Source organism: Flavobacterium sp. 9 (assembly GCF_002754195.1).
Classification (GTDB): Bacteria; Bacteroidota; Bacteroidia; order Flavobacteriales; family Flavobacteriaceae; genus Flavobacterium.
On record NZ_PEEU01000001.1, the window covers coordinates 4,497,240 to 4,517,326 of the forward strand.

Annotated in this window: 13 protein-coding genes and 1 rRNA gene; 4 read left to right on the plus strand and 10 right to left on the minus strand. The window is 33.8% G+C overall.

The window, feature by feature from the left end; all coding sequences use genetic code 11:
• From kdpA to CLU81_RS18660, 5 genes are all read right to left on the minus strand, one after another.
• Positions 1 to 1,722, minus strand: coding sequence for a potassium-transporting ATPase subunit KdpA (gene kdpA, locus CLU81_RS18640; RefSeq protein WP_099711175.1), 1,722 nt, complete (start codon positions 1,720 to 1,722; stop codon positions 1 to 3).
• 92 nt (positions 1,723 to 1,814) lie between these two features.
• On the minus strand, positions 1,815 to 1,892 hold the full coding sequence (gene kdpF / locus CLU81_RS18645; RefSeq protein ID WP_073075461.1) for a K(+)-transporting ATPase subunit F: 78 nt from the start codon (positions 1,890 to 1,892) through the stop codon (positions 1,815 to 1,817).
• A gap of 169 nt (positions 1,893 to 2,061) precedes the next feature.
• Positions 2,062 to 2,343, minus strand: coding sequence for a hypothetical protein (locus tag CLU81_RS18650; RefSeq protein ID WP_099711176.1), 282 nt, complete (start codon positions 2,341 to 2,343; stop codon positions 2,062 to 2,064).
• Between the two features lie 269 nt (positions 2,344 to 2,612).
• Positions 2,613 to 3,956: a sigma-54 dependent transcriptional regulator gene (locus CLU81_RS18655; protein ID WP_099711177.1), complete on the minus strand. Its 1,344-nt coding sequence runs from the start codon at positions 3,954 to 3,956 to the stop codon at positions 2,613 to 2,615.
• A gap of 60 nt (positions 3,957 to 4,016) precedes the next feature.
• Entirely contained in the window at positions 4,017 to 6,449 is a 2,433-nt protein-coding gene (locus CLU81_RS18660; RefSeq protein ID WP_099711178.1) for a sensor histidine kinase, read from the minus strand.
• Positions 6,450 to 6,655: 206 nt separating this feature from the next.
• On the opposite strand from CLU81_RS18660, the gene CLU81_RS18665 reads away from it, so the two are divergent.
• Positions 6,656 to 8,638, plus strand: coding sequence for a sigma 54-interacting response regulator (locus CLU81_RS18665; RefSeq protein WP_099711179.1), 1,983 nt, complete (start codon positions 6,656 to 6,658; stop codon positions 8,636 to 8,638).
• On the opposite strand, the gene CLU81_RS18670 is transcribed toward CLU81_RS18665, so the two are convergent.
• A complete protein-coding gene (locus tag CLU81_RS18670; RefSeq protein WP_099711180.1) occupies positions 8,630 to 9,424 on the minus strand; it encodes an alpha/beta hydrolase in 795 nt (264 codons plus the stop codon). The genes CLU81_RS18665 and CLU81_RS18670 overlap by 9 nt on opposite strands.
• Positions 9,425 to 9,637: 213 nt before the next feature.
• On the opposite strand from CLU81_RS18670, the gene CLU81_RS18675 reads away from it, so the two are divergent.
• Positions 9,638 to 10,873 carry a polysaccharide deacetylase family protein gene (locus tag CLU81_RS18675; RefSeq protein WP_099711181.1) on the plus strand — a complete coding sequence of 412 codons (1,236 nt, stop codon included), beginning with the start codon at positions 9,638 to 9,640 and terminating at the stop codon, positions 10,871 to 10,873.
• A gap of 123 nt (positions 10,874 to 10,996) precedes the next feature.
• On the opposite strand, the gene CLU81_RS18680 is transcribed toward CLU81_RS18675, so the two are convergent.
• The 4 genes from CLU81_RS18680 to CLU81_RS18695 form a co-directional block, all read right to left on the minus strand.
• On the minus strand, positions 10,997 to 14,536 hold the full coding sequence (locus tag CLU81_RS18680; RefSeq protein ID WP_099711182.1) for a M1 family aminopeptidase: 3,540 nt from the start codon (positions 14,534 to 14,536) through the stop codon (positions 10,997 to 10,999).
• Between the two features lie 4 nt (positions 14,537 to 14,540).
• On the minus strand, positions 14,541 to 15,425 hold the full coding sequence (locus CLU81_RS18685; protein WP_099711183.1) for an ABC transporter ATP-binding protein: 885 nt from the start codon (positions 15,423 to 15,425) through the stop codon (positions 14,541 to 14,543).
• 110 nt (positions 15,426 to 15,535) lie between these two features.
• On the minus strand, positions 15,536 to 15,742 hold the full coding sequence (locus tag CLU81_RS18690) for a helix-turn-helix transcriptional regulator (protein ID WP_042564041.1): 207 nt from the start codon (positions 15,740 to 15,742) through the stop codon (positions 15,536 to 15,538).
• Positions 15,743 to 15,744: 2 nt separating this feature from the next.
• Positions 15,745 to 16,260 (minus strand): DUF2975 domain-containing protein, encoded by a 516-nt coding sequence (locus CLU81_RS18695; protein ID WP_099711184.1) that lies wholly within the window; start codon positions 16,258 to 16,260, stop codon positions 15,745 to 15,747.
• 184 nt (positions 16,261 to 16,444) lie between these two features.
• Here CLU81_RS18695 and CLU81_RS18700 point away from each other — a divergent pair, with 184 nt between their 5' ends.
• Together CLU81_RS18700 and CLU81_RS18715 are read left to right on the plus strand one after the other, a co-directional pair.
• Positions 16,445 to 17,446, plus strand: coding sequence for an LLM class flavin-dependent oxidoreductase (locus tag CLU81_RS18700; RefSeq protein WP_099711185.1), 1,002 nt, complete (start codon positions 16,445 to 16,447; stop codon positions 17,444 to 17,446).
• A gap of 1,018 nt (positions 17,447 to 18,464) precedes the next feature.
• Positions 18,465 to 19,978 (plus strand): 16S ribosomal RNA (locus CLU81_RS18715).
• Positions 19,979 to 20,087: the final 109 nt, after the last annotated feature.

Here is a 20,087-nt window from a genome sequence, read left to right on the forward strand (position 1 = left end):
TTATTTTAAAGTAAAATATTCTGCCAATGGACCTAAAGCCAACGCTGGGAAGAATGATAAAGCGGCAATAATCGCGATTACGGCAAAAACCATTATTCCAAAAATAGAAGTGTCGGTTTTTAAAGTTCCTGCACTTTCCGGAATGTATTTTTTATTAGCCAATAATCCTGCAATTGCCAATGGTCCAACGATAGGAATGAAACGACTCAACAATAAGACAATTCCTGTAGTGATATTCCAAAATGGATTATTATCGCCTAAACCTTCAAAACCAGAACCGTTATTGGCAGCGCTAGAAGTATATTCGTATAACATTTCTGAGAATCCGTGATGTCCGGGATTGTTTAACCAGCCTGTTGCGTTTCCGCTAAACCAGTAACCCATTGCAGTGTCGTTTGCAGCAAAATAAGAAGCCAAAGCTGTTCCTGCTAATATTAATAAAGGATGAAGAATTGCGATAAAAGCAGCAATTTTAACTTCCCGCGCTTCAATTTTCTTTCCTAAAAATTCAGGAGTTCGACCAACCATTAATCCGGAAATAAATACAGCCAGAATAATGAAAATGTAGAAGTTAAGAATACCAACACCACAACCGCCATAAAATGCATTGACCATCATAGCAAGCAATTCCATAGCACCGGAAACTGGCATTGAACTATCGTGCATACTATTTACAGAACCTGTAGAAATTACGGTTGTAGCAATACTCCAGAAACCAGAAACCGCTGGTCCAAACCGAACTTCTTTTCCTTCCATCGCTCCGGTTGTTTGAGCAATTCCCATTTTTTCGATAGCAGGATTTCCGTTCATTTCCGTCATCATTGTTGGAATAACCAGTAGTAAGAATCCAACTGTCATAACTCCAAAAATCACATATGATAATTTCTTTTTCTTTAGATAAAAACCTAAAGCAAAGATCATTGCAAACGGGACAATTAATTGTGACCAAAGCTCAACAGCATTTGTAAAATAAGTTGGATTCTCTAATGGATGCGCTGAGTTGGCTCCAAAGAAACCACCACCATTTGTACCTAAATGTTTAATGGCAATAAAAGCAGCTGCAGGTCCGCGGGAAACATCAACGTGATCACCTTGTAAAGTTGTGATAGAATCTTTGCTGTCAAAATCCATTGGAGTACCGCTGAACGCTAATATAGTAGCTACAATTACTGAAAGTGGTAATAATATACGTGTACAACTTTTGATGAAATAGTTGTAGAAATTCCCCAATTTATCTGTGGTTCTCTCTTTCATTGCAGTAAAAATCATTGCTGCAGCAGCCATACCGACACCAGCAGAAACAAATTGCAAGAACATTAAGAACATTTGTGACAGGTAAGAAACTCCGCTTTCACCTGAATAATGTTGTAAGTTACAGTTTACTACAAACGAAATGGCGGTGTTAAAAGCCAAATCCGGTGACATTGATGGATTGTTGTCGGGATTTAAAAATAACGATCCCTGAAATAATAAGACAAAAAAGCAAAGAAAGAACCAAATCATGTTGATACTTAAAAGTGCTTTTAAGTGTTGTTTCCAGTTCATTTCTTCAGTGGAATTAATACCGCTGATTTTAAAAATAAATTTTTCAATTGGATTGAAAATCGGATCAAAAAGTGTTTTATCTCCTAAATAAACTTTAGCAATATATTTTCCTAACGGAATAGCTAAAACTATCGAAACGATAAAAATACTGATGACGCCTAATAATTCTGTGTTCATAATTTTTTAAATTTTATTGAAATGTCAGATGCGATTTGTAAAAGGAGATTGACGTTTAATATCTAACATCTCACTTATAACTTTTAACATCATTAAAATTTTTCGGGTTTGATTAATACATAAACCAAATAGCCGAAAACGGCGATGGAAACAATAAATAGTGCAGTCATGATTTAGATTTTTTCAAAGAATTCAACTGATTTAAAACAAATCGCAAACAACACAACGGCTAATGCGAGTAAAAGAAAAGTGATTAACATATAGAGATGATTTTAGAGTTCAGATTTTAGATTATGGCTTTTTCGATTAAACAATTAAATAGTTAACCGATTAAACTTTTTATACGCCCGAAGTATTAATTTGCTTGATATATTCCGCTTTAAGCGTTTGAGGAAAAAGATGTGAAATGTTGCAGTGGCGTACTTCCATAAAAGAAGAAACAGAGAAAACATACACATTAGAAATGGCGTTTTTAGTTTCGTTGCTTCCGCTTATAAAAAGGCGTTCAGCAAGAGCCAGACATTTTTTTGCGCGAACGATGTTACCAGAAATAATAGATTTTTTGGTTATTTCAGCAAAGCGTTCAGCTTGTTTGTAGATTGTGCAGACTTGGTTTTTCATGAGAATGAATTTTTATGTTCTTCCCACTTATGCCAAAATACGTTCCGAAAAACTCAAGTTATAGCTAAAGTCTTGTCAATGAAAGAAATGTAGTTTCGTGCCAAAAATCAGGCATAAAAAAAGCCTATCAAAATGATAAGCTTTTATTGAAATGATAGGATGGTTTTAATTATTAATTGTGAATTGTGAATTGTGAATTGTGAATTGTAAAATGTAATGTCCTTTGAGTTTGATATTGAAATTTGATATTGTAATTGATATTGCAATTGTTATTGAATACTATATTCTTCTAATTTTCGATACAAAGTCGCAATTCCAATTTCTAGTAAACGGGCAGTTTCGGCTTTATTACCTTTTGTATAATTTAAAACCTTCTGAATATGAAGTTTCTCGACACTTTGCATAGAAAAAGCAGACATTGATTTTGTAGCTTTTTCAGGTTGATGCTGCATTTCATACGGTAAAACATCAGCGGTTAAAATATCGCCATTACTTAGAATTACAGATCTTTCGATAACATTTTTAAGTTCACGAATATTTCCCGGCCACGAATAATTTTCTAATTTCTGAAGAAAATCATCTGAAACAGTCAAGTTTTTTTTATTCGTTTTTTCAGAAAATTGCTTTACAAAATAGTTTGTTATGGGCTGAATATCTTTTATTCTTTCACGCAAAGGCGGAAGTGTAATCTCAAAAATATTCAAACGGAAATATAGGTCAGAACGAAAACGGTGTTCTTCACTTTCTATTTTTAAATCTCTGTTTGTCGCGGCAATTAATCTGAAATTTGATTTTTTGGGAGTTGTGTCTCCAATCGGAATATATTCGCTGGTTTCTAAAACACGTAATAATTTGGCTTGCAGTTCAATTGGCATTTCTCCAATTTCATCAAGGAATAAAGTTCCGCCGTTTGCTTCTTCGATAAAACCTTTTTTATCTTTTAGAGCTCCGGTAAAAGCACCTTGTTTATGACCAAATAATTCGCTTTCCAGAATTTCTTTACTAAAAGTACTGCAGTTTAAAGCGACAAAAGATTTGCCAACGCGATTACTGTTTTCATGAATCGCTTGTGCAAAAACTTCTTTTCCGGTTCCGGTTTCGCCAGTAAGTAAAACAGTAGAATCAGTTTTTGCCACTTTTTTTGCTAAATCAATAACCTGTTCGATTCCTTTTGATTTTCCTATAATGGTGTTAAAAGAATATTTATCGTTAATGCGTTTCTCGAGTTGTTTTACCTTTTTTTGTAATTGCGCTTTCTCGACAGCTTTGTATAAAAGCGGAATAATTTTGTCATTATCATCACCTTTTACAATATAATCAAAAGCGCCATTTTTCATGGCCTGAACTCCGTCAGGAATATTTCCGAAAGCAGTCAGTAAAATAACTTCAATCAAAGGAAAGCTACCTTTTATGTTTTGCAGAAAATCGACACCATTTCCGTCAGGTAATTTTACATCACATAAAACGACATCAATATCCGTTTGTTCGAGCTTTTTAAAACCTGATTTCAAATCTTTAGCTTCAATCACTTCAAAGCCTTCTGATTTTATAATGCGTGTCAACAGACTTCTGAGTTTTTCTTCGTCGTCTATGATTAAAATTTTATGTGTCATTTGAGGAAAAGTCTTGAATGGAAATTCATTTTTGAAGTACAAATTTAGGTTTTAAATTATTCATCTTTTTTGATTGATTGGAAATTCTTGCGAAAATTCAATTTTCAAAATAGTTCCATTATCATTTTCCATAGAGAATTTTGCTTCCAAATCATCACTCAAACCTTTTATTAAACTCATACCGAATGAATTGATTTTCTTGCCACTAAAATCAGAATCAACACCAATTCCGTTATCAGATATTGTGAGTAAATATCGATTTTCTGTTATTGCTTCAAGTGTGATATAAATCATTCCGGTTCGATCATCCGGAAAAGCATATTTTATAGAATTTGTTATCGCTTCATTCAAAATAAGTCCTAACGGAACTGCCTGAGCAACATCTAATTCTAACGGATCTATTTTTATTTCGAATCTAATTCTTTGTCCCAGATTAAAGGAATCTTTCAAATATTCGATCAATTCTCTAATATAATTTGGCATATTTATCGTCGAAATATTCTCAGAATTATAAAGTTTCTGATGAATCAAAGACATCGAATGAATTCTGTGCTGACTATTTTTTATAGCTGATAATGCCATATCATTATCCAAATATGCCGATTGAGAATTCAATAGACTTATTACTGTTTGAAGATTGTTTTTTACACGATGATGAATTTCTTTCAACAACCATTCTTTTTCATCCAGTAAATGTCTCAGATTAATATTTTTCTGGTTGATTTCTTTTTCTTTTAATTCGAGTTTAGCGTGATTTCGTTGTTTTAAACGGTATCGGTTGTACAATAAAGCGATTGTAATCAAAAGCAAAATTAAACTCCAAATCGATAAATTATTTAAGATTTTCGATTTATGTAACTCACTTTCCTGCAATTTCGACTGATCGTTTAAGAGCTTGATTTTTTGCTCTTTATTTTTAGTTTCATATTCAATTTTCAGTTCTTCAATTTGCTTGTTTTTAGAAATCCCAAGAGTTGAATCACTTATTTGTTTATAATTTTCAAAATGTTTTATTGCGCTTTTATAATTACCATTAACAGAATCTGTCTTGAATAATAAATACTGAAATCCCTGCGAATTATAATTTTTATTGTAGGTTTGGCAAAGAGCAAAAACTTTATCACTGTAAAATTTTGCTTTTTCGGGTCTGTTTGTTTCGATATAAAACAAAGCCATTTGAGTATATTGATGAACAACCTCGATAAAGGTTTCAGGAGTATTTAGTTGTGCTGCATAATAATCCATTTCTTTAAAATACTTTTCAGCTTGCACATAATCCTTTAAACTATAATAGCAATTAGCCTTAATATAATTAACTGACATTTTATCAAAAGTACTTTTTGGAGGATATTTTTCAGTTGTTGAATTGATATAATCCAGGGCTTCTTTAGTTTTTCCTTTTAAAGATAAAGCGGCAACAGCACCAAAAAAACTTTTATACCAAGTACCGCTATCAATGTTTTGATGTCCAAGATCAATACCTTTTTTGTACATTTCTAAGGCAGCTTCATTATGACCATAAATATTATATACGTCGCCCAAACGTAGATAAAAGACTTCTCCGAAAGTGTAATCTTTTTCAGTTTCCATTCTTTTTACACTTTTTAGAGCATAATATAAAGCAGTTTTGATACTTCGGTGAGTCAATTCTATGTAAGCAATTGTAGTTTCGGCAAATTGCTGATGTGTGAAACCAATTTTTCGGAGATCAATTAAATTTTGATACAACCTTTTTCTTGCTTCATCGATTCTGGCGGTCCAAAAATAAATAGTCGTAATCTTCATATAAGATTCTATTCTTTTTTCTTCCAATCTTAAGGAAGCATAAAGAGAAACCGCCTCCTGCAGAATTTTTTCTTTTTCAGGATCAAGATTTGATAAAAGCGTTCCTTGTGCGTCTAAAGCATCTGCAAGACCTAATTTATCGTTTTGCTTTTTGCAATCGTTTATTACCTGAACAAAACAATTTTTACTTTCTATAGGATTATTGGCTTGAGTATAATATTTGCCCAAAAGTATCAAACTTTGATTCTGCCATTTTCTTGCTTTAAGCTGATTACTTACAGAAACAGCTTTCTCAATATATAAGAATGCATTTTTAAGATCTTCAGGTTTTGTTCCGGGTTTGAAAAGGTAGAAATTACCCAATTGAAGCGATAATTTAATTGCGTCTTCGCCTTTTGATTTCGCAAGAAGACGTTTTACGGAATTAACATCACTTTTTTCGATTAAATCCTTTCCTATTAAATAAGAACCATCATTAAATCCTTCATCATATGCTAAAGAAACAGGTAATTTGTAAGCTTTGCAGGCCAGAACTACAGAACTATCTACATCAATTGCACCTTGATTTGAATTGTACAAATACATGGAAGAAGACTGAATCAAAAGCCTTTTTTTCTTTAAATCATATTTAGTTACAGAAGGAGAGGTTTGAGCCCAGGATTGAAATATAAAGAAGAATAAAAAACAGAAAGTATACGTTTGTTTCATATGCTGATTACGATTTAATTCTATGTTGTTTTATATCAAACAAATATAAAATAAACAGGGTTTGTTTTTTAGAATAATATCAGGAAAATTCACATAAAAGCAGTTTTTTATGTTTTATATTTTGATAAATTAGAGTTTTACTTCGAATAATTAACTAATTTTATACCAATATAATACGTTGATATAATACTAAAAGTACCACAATTATGAAAACGAATTCCGGTGGAATAAATAATACATCTGAAAAGGCATTTAAAAAACGAATTTTAATTGTTGAAGATCAATTTATTGAAGCGCATGATTTGCAATTAATACTCGAAAAAGCAAATTATGAAGTTACCGGAATTGCACGTTCTGTTGATCAGGCTTTGGAACAAATTCAAAATGAAAAGCCAGATTTAGTTTTTGTGGATATTATGTTAAAAGGAGCTCGAAACGGAATAGATCTTGCTCAAATTCTAAAAGAAAACCGCATTGGATTTATATACATTTCGGCAAATTCCAGTAAGAGTATTTTAGATCAGGCAAAAACGACACAACCTTACGGATTTATCGTAAAACCTTTTAGAGAACAAGATGTTTTAACCACGCTTGAGATTGCTTTTTATCGTCAGGAATATAGTTTAGAATCACAATTAGTGCAGCAATTAGAGCTTCAAAATGGAATTAATGAAATTGTAAATTCTGATTTAAAAAAGGAAGAAGCGCTTTTGGCATTTGCAAAAACGATACAATCTTTTATTTCGTTTGATTATTTAGAAGTTGGTTTTCTTAATACAACCAATTATGATAATTTGGGTATTATGCGAAAAAGCATAGACGATTACCAAATTATTAGTTCAGAAAAACTATCTAAAATTGCAGATGTTTCGGTAAAAGAATTAAACGAAACTTACAAAAAATCAAAACCAGATGCCAAACCTATAATATATAGTGAGGAAGCTTTGATTAATAATTTTCAGGGAGCACCAATAAAAAGTTTAATAGCTCATAATTTCGGAATCAAATCTTATTTGGTTTTTCCAATTACAATTGCATCAGTTCAAAGGTTTTATTTTACTTTTTACAGTAGAAACTTCAGCGTATATTCAGATGAAAATTTAAAATTACTATCAAATTTAGAAAGTAATTTGCTTCAGTTTGTCAATAAAGCTTATTCTGGAGGAGCTTTGAATGTGGATGAAAAAGTCAAAAAAGAAACCGTAAATAAGAATTTAAATACAGATAAAAGAGCAGTTGGTTTCGAAGGAATTATAGGAAACAGCAACCACATGATAACTGTTTTTGATTATATCCGAAAAGTAGCTCCATCAGATACTTCCGTTTTAGTTTTAGGCGAAAGCGGAACAGGAAAAGAAAAAATTGCTCAAAGTATTCATGCGCTTTCTCCTCGAAAAGACAAACCTTTGGTGATTATAAATTGTGGCGCTATTCCGGAAAATCTGGCAGAATCGTTGCTTTTTGGACATGAAAGAGGTGCTTTTACCGGAGCTTTAGACAAGCGCATTGGTAAATTTGAATTAGCAGACGGAGGAACTATTTTTCTGGATGAAATAGGAGAGATGCCATTAGAACTTCAGGTTAAATTACTGCGTGTTTTGCAGGAAAGAGAAATCGAACGTATTGGCGGTAAAGCTCCTCTGAAAATTGATGTGAGAATTATTGCAGCAACTAATAAAAACTTAGAAGAAGAAGTTGCTGCCGGACGATTTAGAATGGATTTGTATTATCGTTTGCATGTTTTTCCAATTATGGTTCCGCCATTAAAAAAGCGAAAAGAAGATATTCCGGAATTGGCACGTTATTTTACGCAAGTCTACAGCGAGAAAATGGGAAGAAAAACACCTTCACTTTCAGAAGATGCCTTACAGCAGATTATGAATTATAATTGGCCTGGAAATATTAGAGAATTAGAACACGTGATACAACGCGCCATTTTATTGACTGACGGAAATACAATTAAGGAAATCGAGTTTTCGCCATCTTCAAAAATGCATCCTGATCAGGCAAACGAGTCATTTTCGATTAAAACTATTCTGGAAAACGAACGAGATTATATTTTATATATTCTGAAAAAATGCAACGGAAAAATCTCAGGAACCGGTGGTGCAGCAGAGATTCTTGACATTCATCCTTCGACATTAAATTCGAAAATAAAAAAACTGGAAATCAAAAGAGAATTAAATTAAACTGATTTTCTCCAGCCAATTGACAATAAAATCAGCCGTTTCTTGCCAGTTCAATTGTCCAAGAACGAAATGATTTTTATTTTCAAATTCCTTATAACAGGTTATAGAATGTACATTTTTGTACTTTTTAAAATTTGAATAATTAAGCGACGACGGTATAATATTATCATTAGAACCTGATAAAAAAAGTATGGGAACGTGTGGCTTTTTAAAATTAATTTTAGCCGAATTTGAAATTATTATATCACGTATTACTTGTTTAGATTCCGGAATCGCCAATTTTTCATATGATTCTTTCTGTTCTTCAAAGTCCATTACGTTTGCAAAGGCAAATTGCCATTCTTTAAACGACATTAAATAGGTCTTTTTTGCAGAGGAGAAAAAGCCCAAAGATTTCCATGTGGCTTTATAAAATGAAAATTTTGTGGTAATAACACCTCTTGGAGGAAAAGAATGTATACAAACTCCTGCGGCAGCAAGTTCTTTTTGAATCAATAATTGCGTCAAAAGACCACCGTAAGAATGTCCGATTAAAATGGGTTTTTCAGGAAGTTTTTCGATAATTTCAGTATAATAATCAATTAAGATATTTAATCGCAGTTGAGCAATTTTAGAATCCGGATGTTCACTTCTTAAAGTTTCGGCCAATTCATTTTTGTAAGGCCACGGCGGCGCAACGGTTTTGTATCCTTTATTTTCAAAAAAAACAATCCATTCCTGCCAGCAAGAATGACTCACAAACGCTCCCGTAATAAACACAATGGTTTTTGTATTAGATAGGTACATAATAAGATAGTTTGAGATTTTTTGAATATTTAAGAAATAACAAACTACATGCCTTATTTGTAAAGTATTGATTATAAAAGAACTACTTCCGTTTTGTCTGATAATTATTATTATATATCGTTAAATGCAATTTTATACTATTGAAATATCAATTTTTTGAACCAGTTTTTTCAAAGAAATGTATCTTTAGGGACTCTAAATCAGATATTTCAAATGAAAATACCACAACTCCAAATCAAAACATTTTTATCTATCGTTTTTCTTATTATTAGTGGAATATTTGTTTGCTCAGCAAATACGCCAATCCTGAAAATGGATTCCTTACAACCAAAATTGATTTCATTTAAAATAAAATCAAAGTCAGCTGACAAAGTAAAAATTCAAGCTTCGGCTTTAAAATTCAATAAACATTTAGCGTATAGTTTTACTGTTGATGACGGTTATCGATCCACTTATCTAACAGCTTTTCCATTATTGAACGGAGGAAAAATCAGTGGTAAAGAAATCAGCGAATGGAAAAATGACCAAGGCGGAGACGGAACAACTTCAAAAGGACTTTTTTATACCAATAATCTAGGAACTAAAATTCCGTTTAAATTAGGTTTAGCAATTAACGGCGCGGCAATTGAAGATTTCTCAGCTTCACGAGGACATCTTTCGTGGGCAGAAGTAAAGGAAATGTATAATGCGGGTTGGGATGTTTTGAATCATGGTTTTCATCATGCAACCAAACACGGAACTAATTTTTTGACTGAAGTAACTGAAAATACAGCTTCTATAAAACAAAATTTAGGTTTTACAATGTCTCAGTTCGTAGTTCCTGGAGGCGAAAGCGATCCTGGATATCAATTAGAATATGAAAGAGATGCATTGGCAAATGGTTCTTTTTCTGTCGCTTCTTATGTAGGTTCAGGGCCAATAATTGATGTAAAGGAAAAAGTAAATCTTGATAAAATGATTTATGCCAGAGTATTTGTTCAAAGTTCAAAAGATACAATTGGATTTAAAACTATGGATCGTTATTTGAAAACATTAGATTCAGTAGCAAAATTGCCGAATCCGGTTTGGTACAACGCATTTACACACGGAGTGGGAAATCAAAATCTTTGGAATTTAAGCATGCGTTTTCCCGATTTTAAATATTTTATGACCACAATTGCTAATAAATATGGAGCAAAAGGAGATGATAGTATTTGGATGGCGCCTTGGCAGGAAGTTTACGAATATATTTGGCTTCGTGATAGAATCAAAATTAATTACGAGCAAAATAATAAAGAAGGAATAGTTACAATTGAACTTCCTGAAATTCCCGAAACATTCAGATATAGAGCTATTTCGTTGGAAATTGATACACCGGATAAATTTGAAATAGAAGCCAATTCACCAGATTTCAAGATTTCCAGCGACGGAAAAACAAAGCATAAATTAATTACGATTGAGTTGAAATAATAGTTTTGCCACAGATTAAAATGATTATAATGATTTTTGCTTGCGTAAAATTTTATTACAATAAATTATGATCAGAATTAATCTTTCTAATCATTTTAATCTGTGGCAAAAAAAAATAAAACCTTAATTAATTTCCTTTTCGTTATCCTTATAAAAAGTATCTATATTCTTTAAATACGGATCAACAATAATACGTTGAGGTTTGGTTTTGAGTTTGATTTTCCCTTCAACCGAATTATTTTTAATCGAAAAAGGATATGAAGATAATTTTCCGTTTTCATCATAAACACCAATATCTATTCTAGAATCGTTCGGAATCAGTTTTCGTTTTCCAGTTGCATTCTCAGAATATTTTTCAGAATTCACTTTAAAAGAAACTTCATAAGAGCCATTTTTCTTTTGACTTTCAACCGAAACTACATTTGATGAATACGTAATAATTTGTTTAAACATTTCATCTAATTTGTAATGCAGTTTAGGATCTGTTACGGAATAAATTTCTTTTAATAAATCTTCAGAATCCGGCGTTTGATTTGGAAATTTATAATGATTTAAGAAATTCTTCAAAGCAAGATTCACTTTTTCTTCTCCAATTAACATTTTCAATTGATGCATTACAAGCATTCCTTTATCATAAGGTAAATGCGGCGTGTCGTAATTTGTTTTATAAAGAGGCATTTCAGGATCATAACTTCGGCTGCTTAAATACAAATCGAGATGAATTTTTAAAGTTTCTAATGCTTTTTCCAATCCATGTTCTTTTTCATAAAGCATCAGTTCCATATATTGTGCTAAAGTTTCGGTCAAAATCCAGCTTCCTTCTTTTTGTTCCGGACTAATTTGTGAATTTCCCCACCATTCGTGCGATAATTCATGTGCCGTTAATTGATTGATAATATCTTCTTTATCACGATGATTTAAATCACTGTAAAAACCAAAGTTCTCTTTCATGAAAACCGTTGAAGGATATGAAGTTGCTGCAAAACCATTAACAAAAGCAGAGATTTCGGCATATCGAATTGTTTTATATGGATATTTTCCAAAGTTGTTTTGGCAATAATCTACAGTGTTTTCTATATCTTTTATAAGCTTCGAAACATTTCTAGAATGTCTCGCGTCATAATAAACTTCAATTGAAATACATTTATAAACTGTTTTTTGAATTTTATATTCAGCAGAAGAAAAAGCAAATCTAAACGGAATTTTTCCATTTGATTTATAATGAAAATAATTGCGATCGTCTTTGTTCCATTTTTCAATTAAATCTCCAATTCCTATTGCAGTTTGATTTTGAGACGTTGAAACAATAGTTTCGTAATCAATGAAATTGTATGGAACTATCGATTTATCTTCCAGTTTTTTAAGCGGGCTTTGTGCGGGTAAATGTCTTTTTATTCGTTCTTTTTTACTTTCAATTTCGTTCGAATCCTGATAACCAAAATAAGGATAATAACGACTTATTCGCATAAAAGAACCATTTTCGATAATCGAATTAAAAGAAGTATGACCTTTAAACGGAGACCAAGTTGATTCAAATGAAAACGAAATCTTCATTTTTTGTTGAGGCTGAAGCGGCTTTTCTAGTTTATACCAATAATGCTTGAATTCTGAAACATCACCTAATTTTTTAGCGTTCGGAATTTCAATTGAAGTTAACTTCGAATTTCGATCTATATATAGGAGTAAACTATCAATTGGTTTTTCGGCATTATTGATTAATTCGTAAGTTCCTTTTACTTCATATCGGTTTTCCGACGGAAATAAATCTACATTACTTTTTACAGAAATTATAGTTGGTTGCCGTAAATCAGTATATTTTTTGAATTGCAACTCATATTGTTCACTCCAATTATTCTGATCTTCTTCAGTAATATATGGATATTCAATATTGGTTTTATAAAAAAGGTAACTTCCAAAGCCAATAAAAAGAAGAATTCCTAAAGCAAAAACTCCCTTTTGAATTGTAGTAAAGGAATGTCTTCGGAATGATTTTAGGACAGAAGTATTTCGTTTCCATAAAATTCCTGTCAGGATTAGTAGAGTCAAAGCCAATCCGAAATTGTACAACATCGAAACATCAAACGCAAAAGTATATTTTCCAAAACCATTCAAATCAAAATATTCTCTTTTAAAAGAATCACCAAATCTCAATAAAGGATGAGAAATTCCTAATTGTTCACCAATTCCGGTACTTATTAAGACCGTAATAATTGTTGCGATAGAAAGTCCCAGATATTTATTAGAAACAACCGTTTGAATAAAAACAACTAAAATCGAAATCAATAAAATGGGGAAACCTAAATAATAAAATAGCGAAAGATAAAGCTCAAATTCTATTGGAGCATTGTTATGAACGATTTGAAAGCCACAACCAATCAAAATACTCAGAGCAATTATAAGAAGCGGAATTGTAAAAAGCGAAATGATTTTGGAGAGTAAAACCACCGTTTGTTGATAAGACGTTGTGTTTTCCAACATTTCAAATCTAGAAGTTTCGCTTCGGTTTATTAATTCGTTGCTATAAAAAAGCAGAATGATAATCAGAATAAAAGGCAAACGATCCATAAGCGTGCTAATCATCAGAGCAGTATTGGCGATGTTTTGCGGCAATCTGATTCCGCCATCAATCTCGTCTGAAATTTCAATTGCTAATAATCCTGAGAATAAAAGCGCTATTAATAGAAACGGAATTCCTTTCAAGATTAGGGAAACATCCATTTTGATGTAACTTTTAAAAACTAAGAAATTGTGTTTGAATGTTCTGAATTCGATATTTTTGGGTGCTTCTGTAGAAAAAGAAATGTTTTCTGCTTTTAAAACTTTAATTGGTTTTACTTTTTTAGTTTTCGTTTTTCTAAAAGAAAAGAAACGATAAGACACCAAAATCAATAGAACAGAAATACTTAACCAAAGAATTCTATTAAACAGAAAATTACCGGATAAATCCAGAAGATTGGTATTTTTCTCAATAGCTGTAAAATATCTCGTTTGTTCCAGAAAAGCCGCTAACCCAAACGGATCAATTTTCGCAGCAAACGACATTGCAGCCGCTGATGAAGGCGAAGCATTGGCAAAAATAGGAGAGTTGGAGAACAACGAACCGGCGATATATAAAATGTAAACCATAAAACCGCCTACATATATAAAGAGTTTGCTTCTGGTTAACCAAGCTAAAGTCGTCAAAACAGAAAGACATAATAAGATATTCGGGATAACCAAAATCAAATACGGCCAAAAATAATTCAAGAACGAAAACGGACCAATTTCATCTTTGGATAACCAAGGCATCAAATGACCAATTATCATCCCGATTATAAACAGGCCAAAAGAAACAACTGCAATTCCAAAAGCAACAATAAACTTACTTCCTAAATAATGGAACTTAGAAATAGGTGTCGTAAAAATGATCGAATCGAATTTAGTTTCATATTCTTTTAGAAAATTCTGCGCAACCTGAAGTGTAGTTGAGAAAATCGTCGTTAAGGAAATCAAACCAATAGCATAAGTCAGTACATAAGGACTGTTTTTGTAAGCGCCCGAAAAAGAGAAATTTGCAAAAGCGCTAACGAAAAATCCCAGGATTAAGTAAACTAAAAATGTGGCATAAAAGCTCCAGTTTCTGGTATTGTTATGCCATTCAAATTGTAATAATTTTGAAAACATAACGTTATTTTTTAAATTGATTTTGAGCTAAAACACTAAAATAAACATCACTTAAATCGGGAGAAATTAAGTCGAAACCAGAATCCGGTTGTTGATCTGCAAAAACGTGAATATTCAGTTTACCCGAATTCAAATGCGAGGATATAATGTTGAAATTCGTTTGATAATCCTGCAATTCAGATTTATGAATCGCTTTCATCCAGATTTTATCCTTTAATAAATCAATTGTTTCATTTGGATTTCCTTCCAAAATCAATTTTCCGTTTGAGATAATCGCCATTTTGGTACACAAATCCCGAACATCTTCGACAATATGAGTTGATAAAAGCACAATAATGCTTTCGCCAATTTCGCTTAAAAGATTGTTGAAACGATTTCTTTCTTCAGGATCAAGCCCCGCTGTAGGTTCATCGACAATAATAATCTTCGGATTTCCCAATAAAGCCTGCGCAATTCCAAACCTTTGGCGCATTCCGCCAGAAAAGGAGTGAACGGCTTTATCCTTGTGTTGCAGTAAATTGGTTTGTTGTAATAAAGTCAGAATCTGATCGTGTCTTTCTTGTTTATTGATGATTCCCTTCAAAATTGCCAAATGATCCAACAAACGATAAGCCGAAATTTTAGGATAAACACCAAATTCCTGTGGTAGATATCCCAGATTTTCTCTAATAAACATTGGGTTTTCAAGAATATTGATTCCGTTAAAGACAATACTTCCGGAAGTTGGTTCCTGCAAAGCAGCAACAGTTCGCATTAAAGTAGATTTTCCGGCTCCGTTTGGACCCAACAAACCAAACATTCCGTTCGTAATTTCCAAAGACACATCATTGATTGCTTGTGTGCCGTTCTCATACGTTTTGCTGAGATTTTTGATTGATAAACTGTTCATTTTTTGATTGATTTAATGATTGATTGTAATAATTATTTTGAAAAAAATAGGCAATAGAATTCCTGTCGACCTCAAAAAGCCGATTTTTTTAGTTAAGATTTAAAAAAGATTTACTCGCTTACGTACTCTAAAATATCACCAGGCTGGCAATCTAATATTTTACAGATTGCCTCAAGAGTATCAAATCGGATACCTTTTGCCTTTCCGGTTTTAAGTATCGATAAATTGGCAGGCGTAATTCCTAGTTTTTCAGCCAACTCTTTACTTTGCATCTTACGTTTCGCAAGCATGACATCAACGTTTACAATTATTGGCATGATTATATAAATAAGTCTTGTTCGTTCTGAAGGTTTAATCCTTGTTTAAAAATAGCTGCCAGAAAATAAGCAAATACACCCAGCATAAAATGTAATACAATAAATATAGAGACCTCATTATCCAGCGAAACAAAAATAGAAGCCAGAAATATAATAATCCCTGGCAAAAATAAATTAGCCAAATAAAATCGTCTTAAATGTTTAATACCATTTTCAGTAAATAATTTAGGCTGAAAAAACACTTTAAACACATTGCTGATCAACAAAAAGAAAAGCCCATAAAGACTCAAAGGCGACAGAAATTCAAAAATGATATAAGGAAGATTATAATCGCCCAACATTATAGGTTGTTCTGTAAAAGGATAACAAATCTGAAAATACTTGCCATTGTCTTTAAAATTCAAAAACCATCCCGTACTTAAAGTAAGTAAAGAGTAAGATGATAATGTAAAATAAAGAATAGCCAGAAATCGGGTAACGTAGAATAATATTCTCGAAACAATATGAGTGGTTTTCATTTGTGCTTAAATTTAGTTTTGTTGTTGCAAATGTATAATTAATTATTGTAAAACAATAATTAATTATCAAATTTATCTAATTGGGATCTTTTTTATTTGCAACAAAACATTATAATTCTATTAACACTAGAAAAGAAAAGACATCTCTATAAATGAATTAATTTTGTACAAATCAAAAAAATTCATGAAAAACCCAATTTCAGTCTCTATACTAGAACTCGCTATCATCACACAAAATAGCAATGCAGCCGAAACATTTCAAAAAACAAAAGACATAGCGCAACTCGCAGATCAATTAGGATATAAGCGTTTTTGGCTGGCCGAACATCATAATATGGCGCACGTTGCCAGTTCAGCAACAGTAGTCTTAATAGGTTTTATTGCAAGTAATACAAAAAACATCCGTGTAGGTTCTGGCGGAATCATGTTACCGAATCATTCTCCTTTAATAGTAGCAGAACAATTCGGAACATTAGAAACGCTTTACCCAAACCGAATTGACTTAGGTTTAGGAAGAGCGCCAGGAACAGATCAACCAACAGCCGAAGCTATTCGAAAAGACTTTTTTGAACAAGCACAGCGTTTTCCGGCAAATGTATCCAAGCTTCAGGATTATTTCTCGGTAGAAAATGCCACAGCAAAAGTTCGCGCATTTCCAGCCGAAGGCACAAACATTCCAATTTGGATTTTAGGATCAAGTATGGAAAGTGCTGCTCTTGCCGCGGCATATGGTTTGCCTTATGCATTCGCCGGACATTTTGCACCACGCCAAATGATTCAGGCATTTGAGTTTTATCGCGAGAATTTCCAGGCGTCAGATGTTTTAGATAAACCTAAAACAATGGCTTGTGTTAATATAGTTGCCGCAGATACAAACGAAGAAGCCGAATTTCTATCAACAAGTTTGTATCAAATGTTTCTTAATCTGATTCGTAATGATCGCAAAGGTTTGCAGCCGCCAGTTCCGTCTCTGGATGATATCATGGGCGAAGAAGAACGTTTTCATGTCAATCAAATGACCGCATGTACTTTTACAGGAAACAAAGAACAGTTAATAATAGATCTTAAAAAGTTTATAGACTATTCCAGAATCGACGAACTGATGGTAACCAGTCCAATCTTCGATCATCAAGCTAAACTCAAAAGTATTCAAATCACCAAAGAAGTAATCGACAGTTTAAATTAAGCATACATACATAAGTATAAAATCATACTCCTATATATAAGGAAGAATATTATCCAACAACTCGACAAGTTTTTGAAACCTGTCTGGTTTATTTTTGGTACCTATATATAAGGAGAAAGATGAACTCTATATATAAGAGTAAGTTTCATTCCTCTGAATGAACCGAAGGTTTACAAGAAGCATTATTGGAATTTGAAGCTATTTCCCGCTCCCGAAGTCTCGGGACGTTCCAATCTTTTGCTTTTTAAAGGAAAAAGCAAAAGGATTTTCTCCCGACACTTCGGGACTATCGGGGCTAGGGCAGAGGTTTTCAAAGGAAAGACGAGGCGTAAAACAGAAAAATACGAGATAAAAGAGAAAACTTTGCGCCTTTGCGTCTTTGCGCGATTAATAAAACCAAGGAAAAATCCAGCTTTGCGATCTTTGGCAAACAAAACCAGAGAAGAAAAACTTAGCCTCTTTGCGGTAAAATGGCCCCAATTGCTCAAAAACGGTAAAATCGAAAAAAAAGATTGCCTTGTAAAAAACGCCAAACCAGTCACTTAGAAAATATATCAAAAATAAGTAAAATAAAAGCTTGCAGAAGCGAATAAAGAGTGTACTTTTGCACCCGCAACAGCGATAGACGTTCACAGAAATACTGACAAGCGATTAAGATTAAAACGAAAATTTATTTTCAAAAAAAGATTAAAAAAAGCTTGTGGGATTCGAAAAGGGATATTACATTTGCACCCCGCAAAACACGGAAAGTTCATTGAAAGATTGGTAAATAAAGAAGTTAAAAGAGACGAAAATTTTCTTAAAAAAAACTTCAAAAAACATTTGCCAGTTAGAAATAAGTTTTCTACTTTTGCACCCGCTTTGAGAGACAAGCGAAAAGAAAAAGAAATACACGTTCGTAGACATATTGAATTGACAGCCGTTTTAACAGAGATGTTAAAACAAAAGAATAAGAGTAATAGAATCGAGAGATTTGAAAAGAACCGATAGATATCATCGCAATATAATATTAAAATATACGATGAAGAGTTTGATCCTGGCTCAGGATGAACGCTAGCGGCAGGCTTAACACATGCAAGTCGAGGGGTATATTTCTTCGGAATTAGAGACCGGCGCACGGGTGCGTAACGCGTATGCAATCTACCTTTTACAGAGGGATAGCCCAGAGAAATTTGGATTAATACCTCATAGTATTATGAAATGGCATCATTTTATAATTAAAGTCACAACGGTAAAAGATGAGCATGCGTCCCATTAGCTAGTTGGTAAGGTAACGGCTTACCAAGGCTACGATGGGTAGGGGTCCTGAGAGGGAGATCCCCCACACTGGTACTGAGACACGGACCAGACTCCTACGGGAGGCAGCAGTGAGGAATATTGGACAATGGGCGCAAGCCTGATCCAGCCATGCCGCGTGCAGGATGACGGTCCTATGGATTGTAAACTGCTTTTATACGAGAAGAAACACTGCTTCGTGAAGCAGCTTGACGGTATCGTAAGAATAAGGATCGGCTAACTCCGTGCCAGCAGCCGCGGTAATACGGAGGATCCAAGCGTTATCCGGAATCATTGGGTTTAAAGGGTCCGTAGGCGGTTTAATAAGTCAGTGGTGAAAGCCCATCGCTCAACGGTGGAACGGCCATTGATACTGTTAAACTTGAATTATTAGGAAGTAACTAGAATATGTAGTGTAGCGGTGAAATGCTTAGAGATTACATGGAATACCAATTGCGAAGGCAGGTTACTACTAATGGATTGACGCTGATGGACGAAAGCGTGGGTAGCGAACAGGATTAGATACCCTGGTAGTCCACGCCGTAAACGATGGATACTAGCTGTTGGAAGCAATTTCAGTGGCTAAGCGAAAGTGATAAGTATCCCACCTGGGGAGTACGTTCGCAAGAATGAAACTCAAAGGAATTGACGGGGGCCCGCACAAGCGGTGGAGCATGTGGTTTAATTCGATGATACGCGAGGAACCTTACCAAGGCTTAAATGTAGTTTGACCGGTTTGGAAACAGATCTTTCGCAAGACAAATTACAAGGTGCTGCATGGTTGTCGTCAGCTCGTGCCGTGAGGTGTCAGGTTAAGTCCTATAACGAGCGCAACCCCTGTTGTTAGTTGCCAGCGAGTCATGTCGGGAACTCTAACAAGACTGCCAGTGCAAACTGTGAGGAAGGTGGGGATGACGTCAAATCATCACGGCCCTTACGCCTTGGGCTACACACGTGCTACAATGGCCGGTACAGAGAGCAGCCACTGGGCGACCAGGAGCGAATCTATAAAACCGGTCACAGTTCGGATCGGAGTCTGCAACTCGACTCCGTGAAGCTGGAATCGCTAGTAATCGGATATCAGCCATGATCCGGTGAATACGTTCCCGGGCCTTGTACACACCGCCCGTCAAGCCATGGAAGCTGGGGGTGCCTGAAGTCGGTGACCGCAAGGAGCTGCCTAGGGTAAAACTGGTAACTAGGGCTAAGTCGTAACAAGGTAGCCGTACCGGAAGGTGCGGCTGGAACACCTCCTTTCTAGAGCCTCAAATGTTAGTGGAAACACACGTTGAGGAAAAAAGATGTTTATTTAGAAGGTTCTGAATCACCAGATTCAATTACTCTTGCTGTTAGTTCAAATAATAAA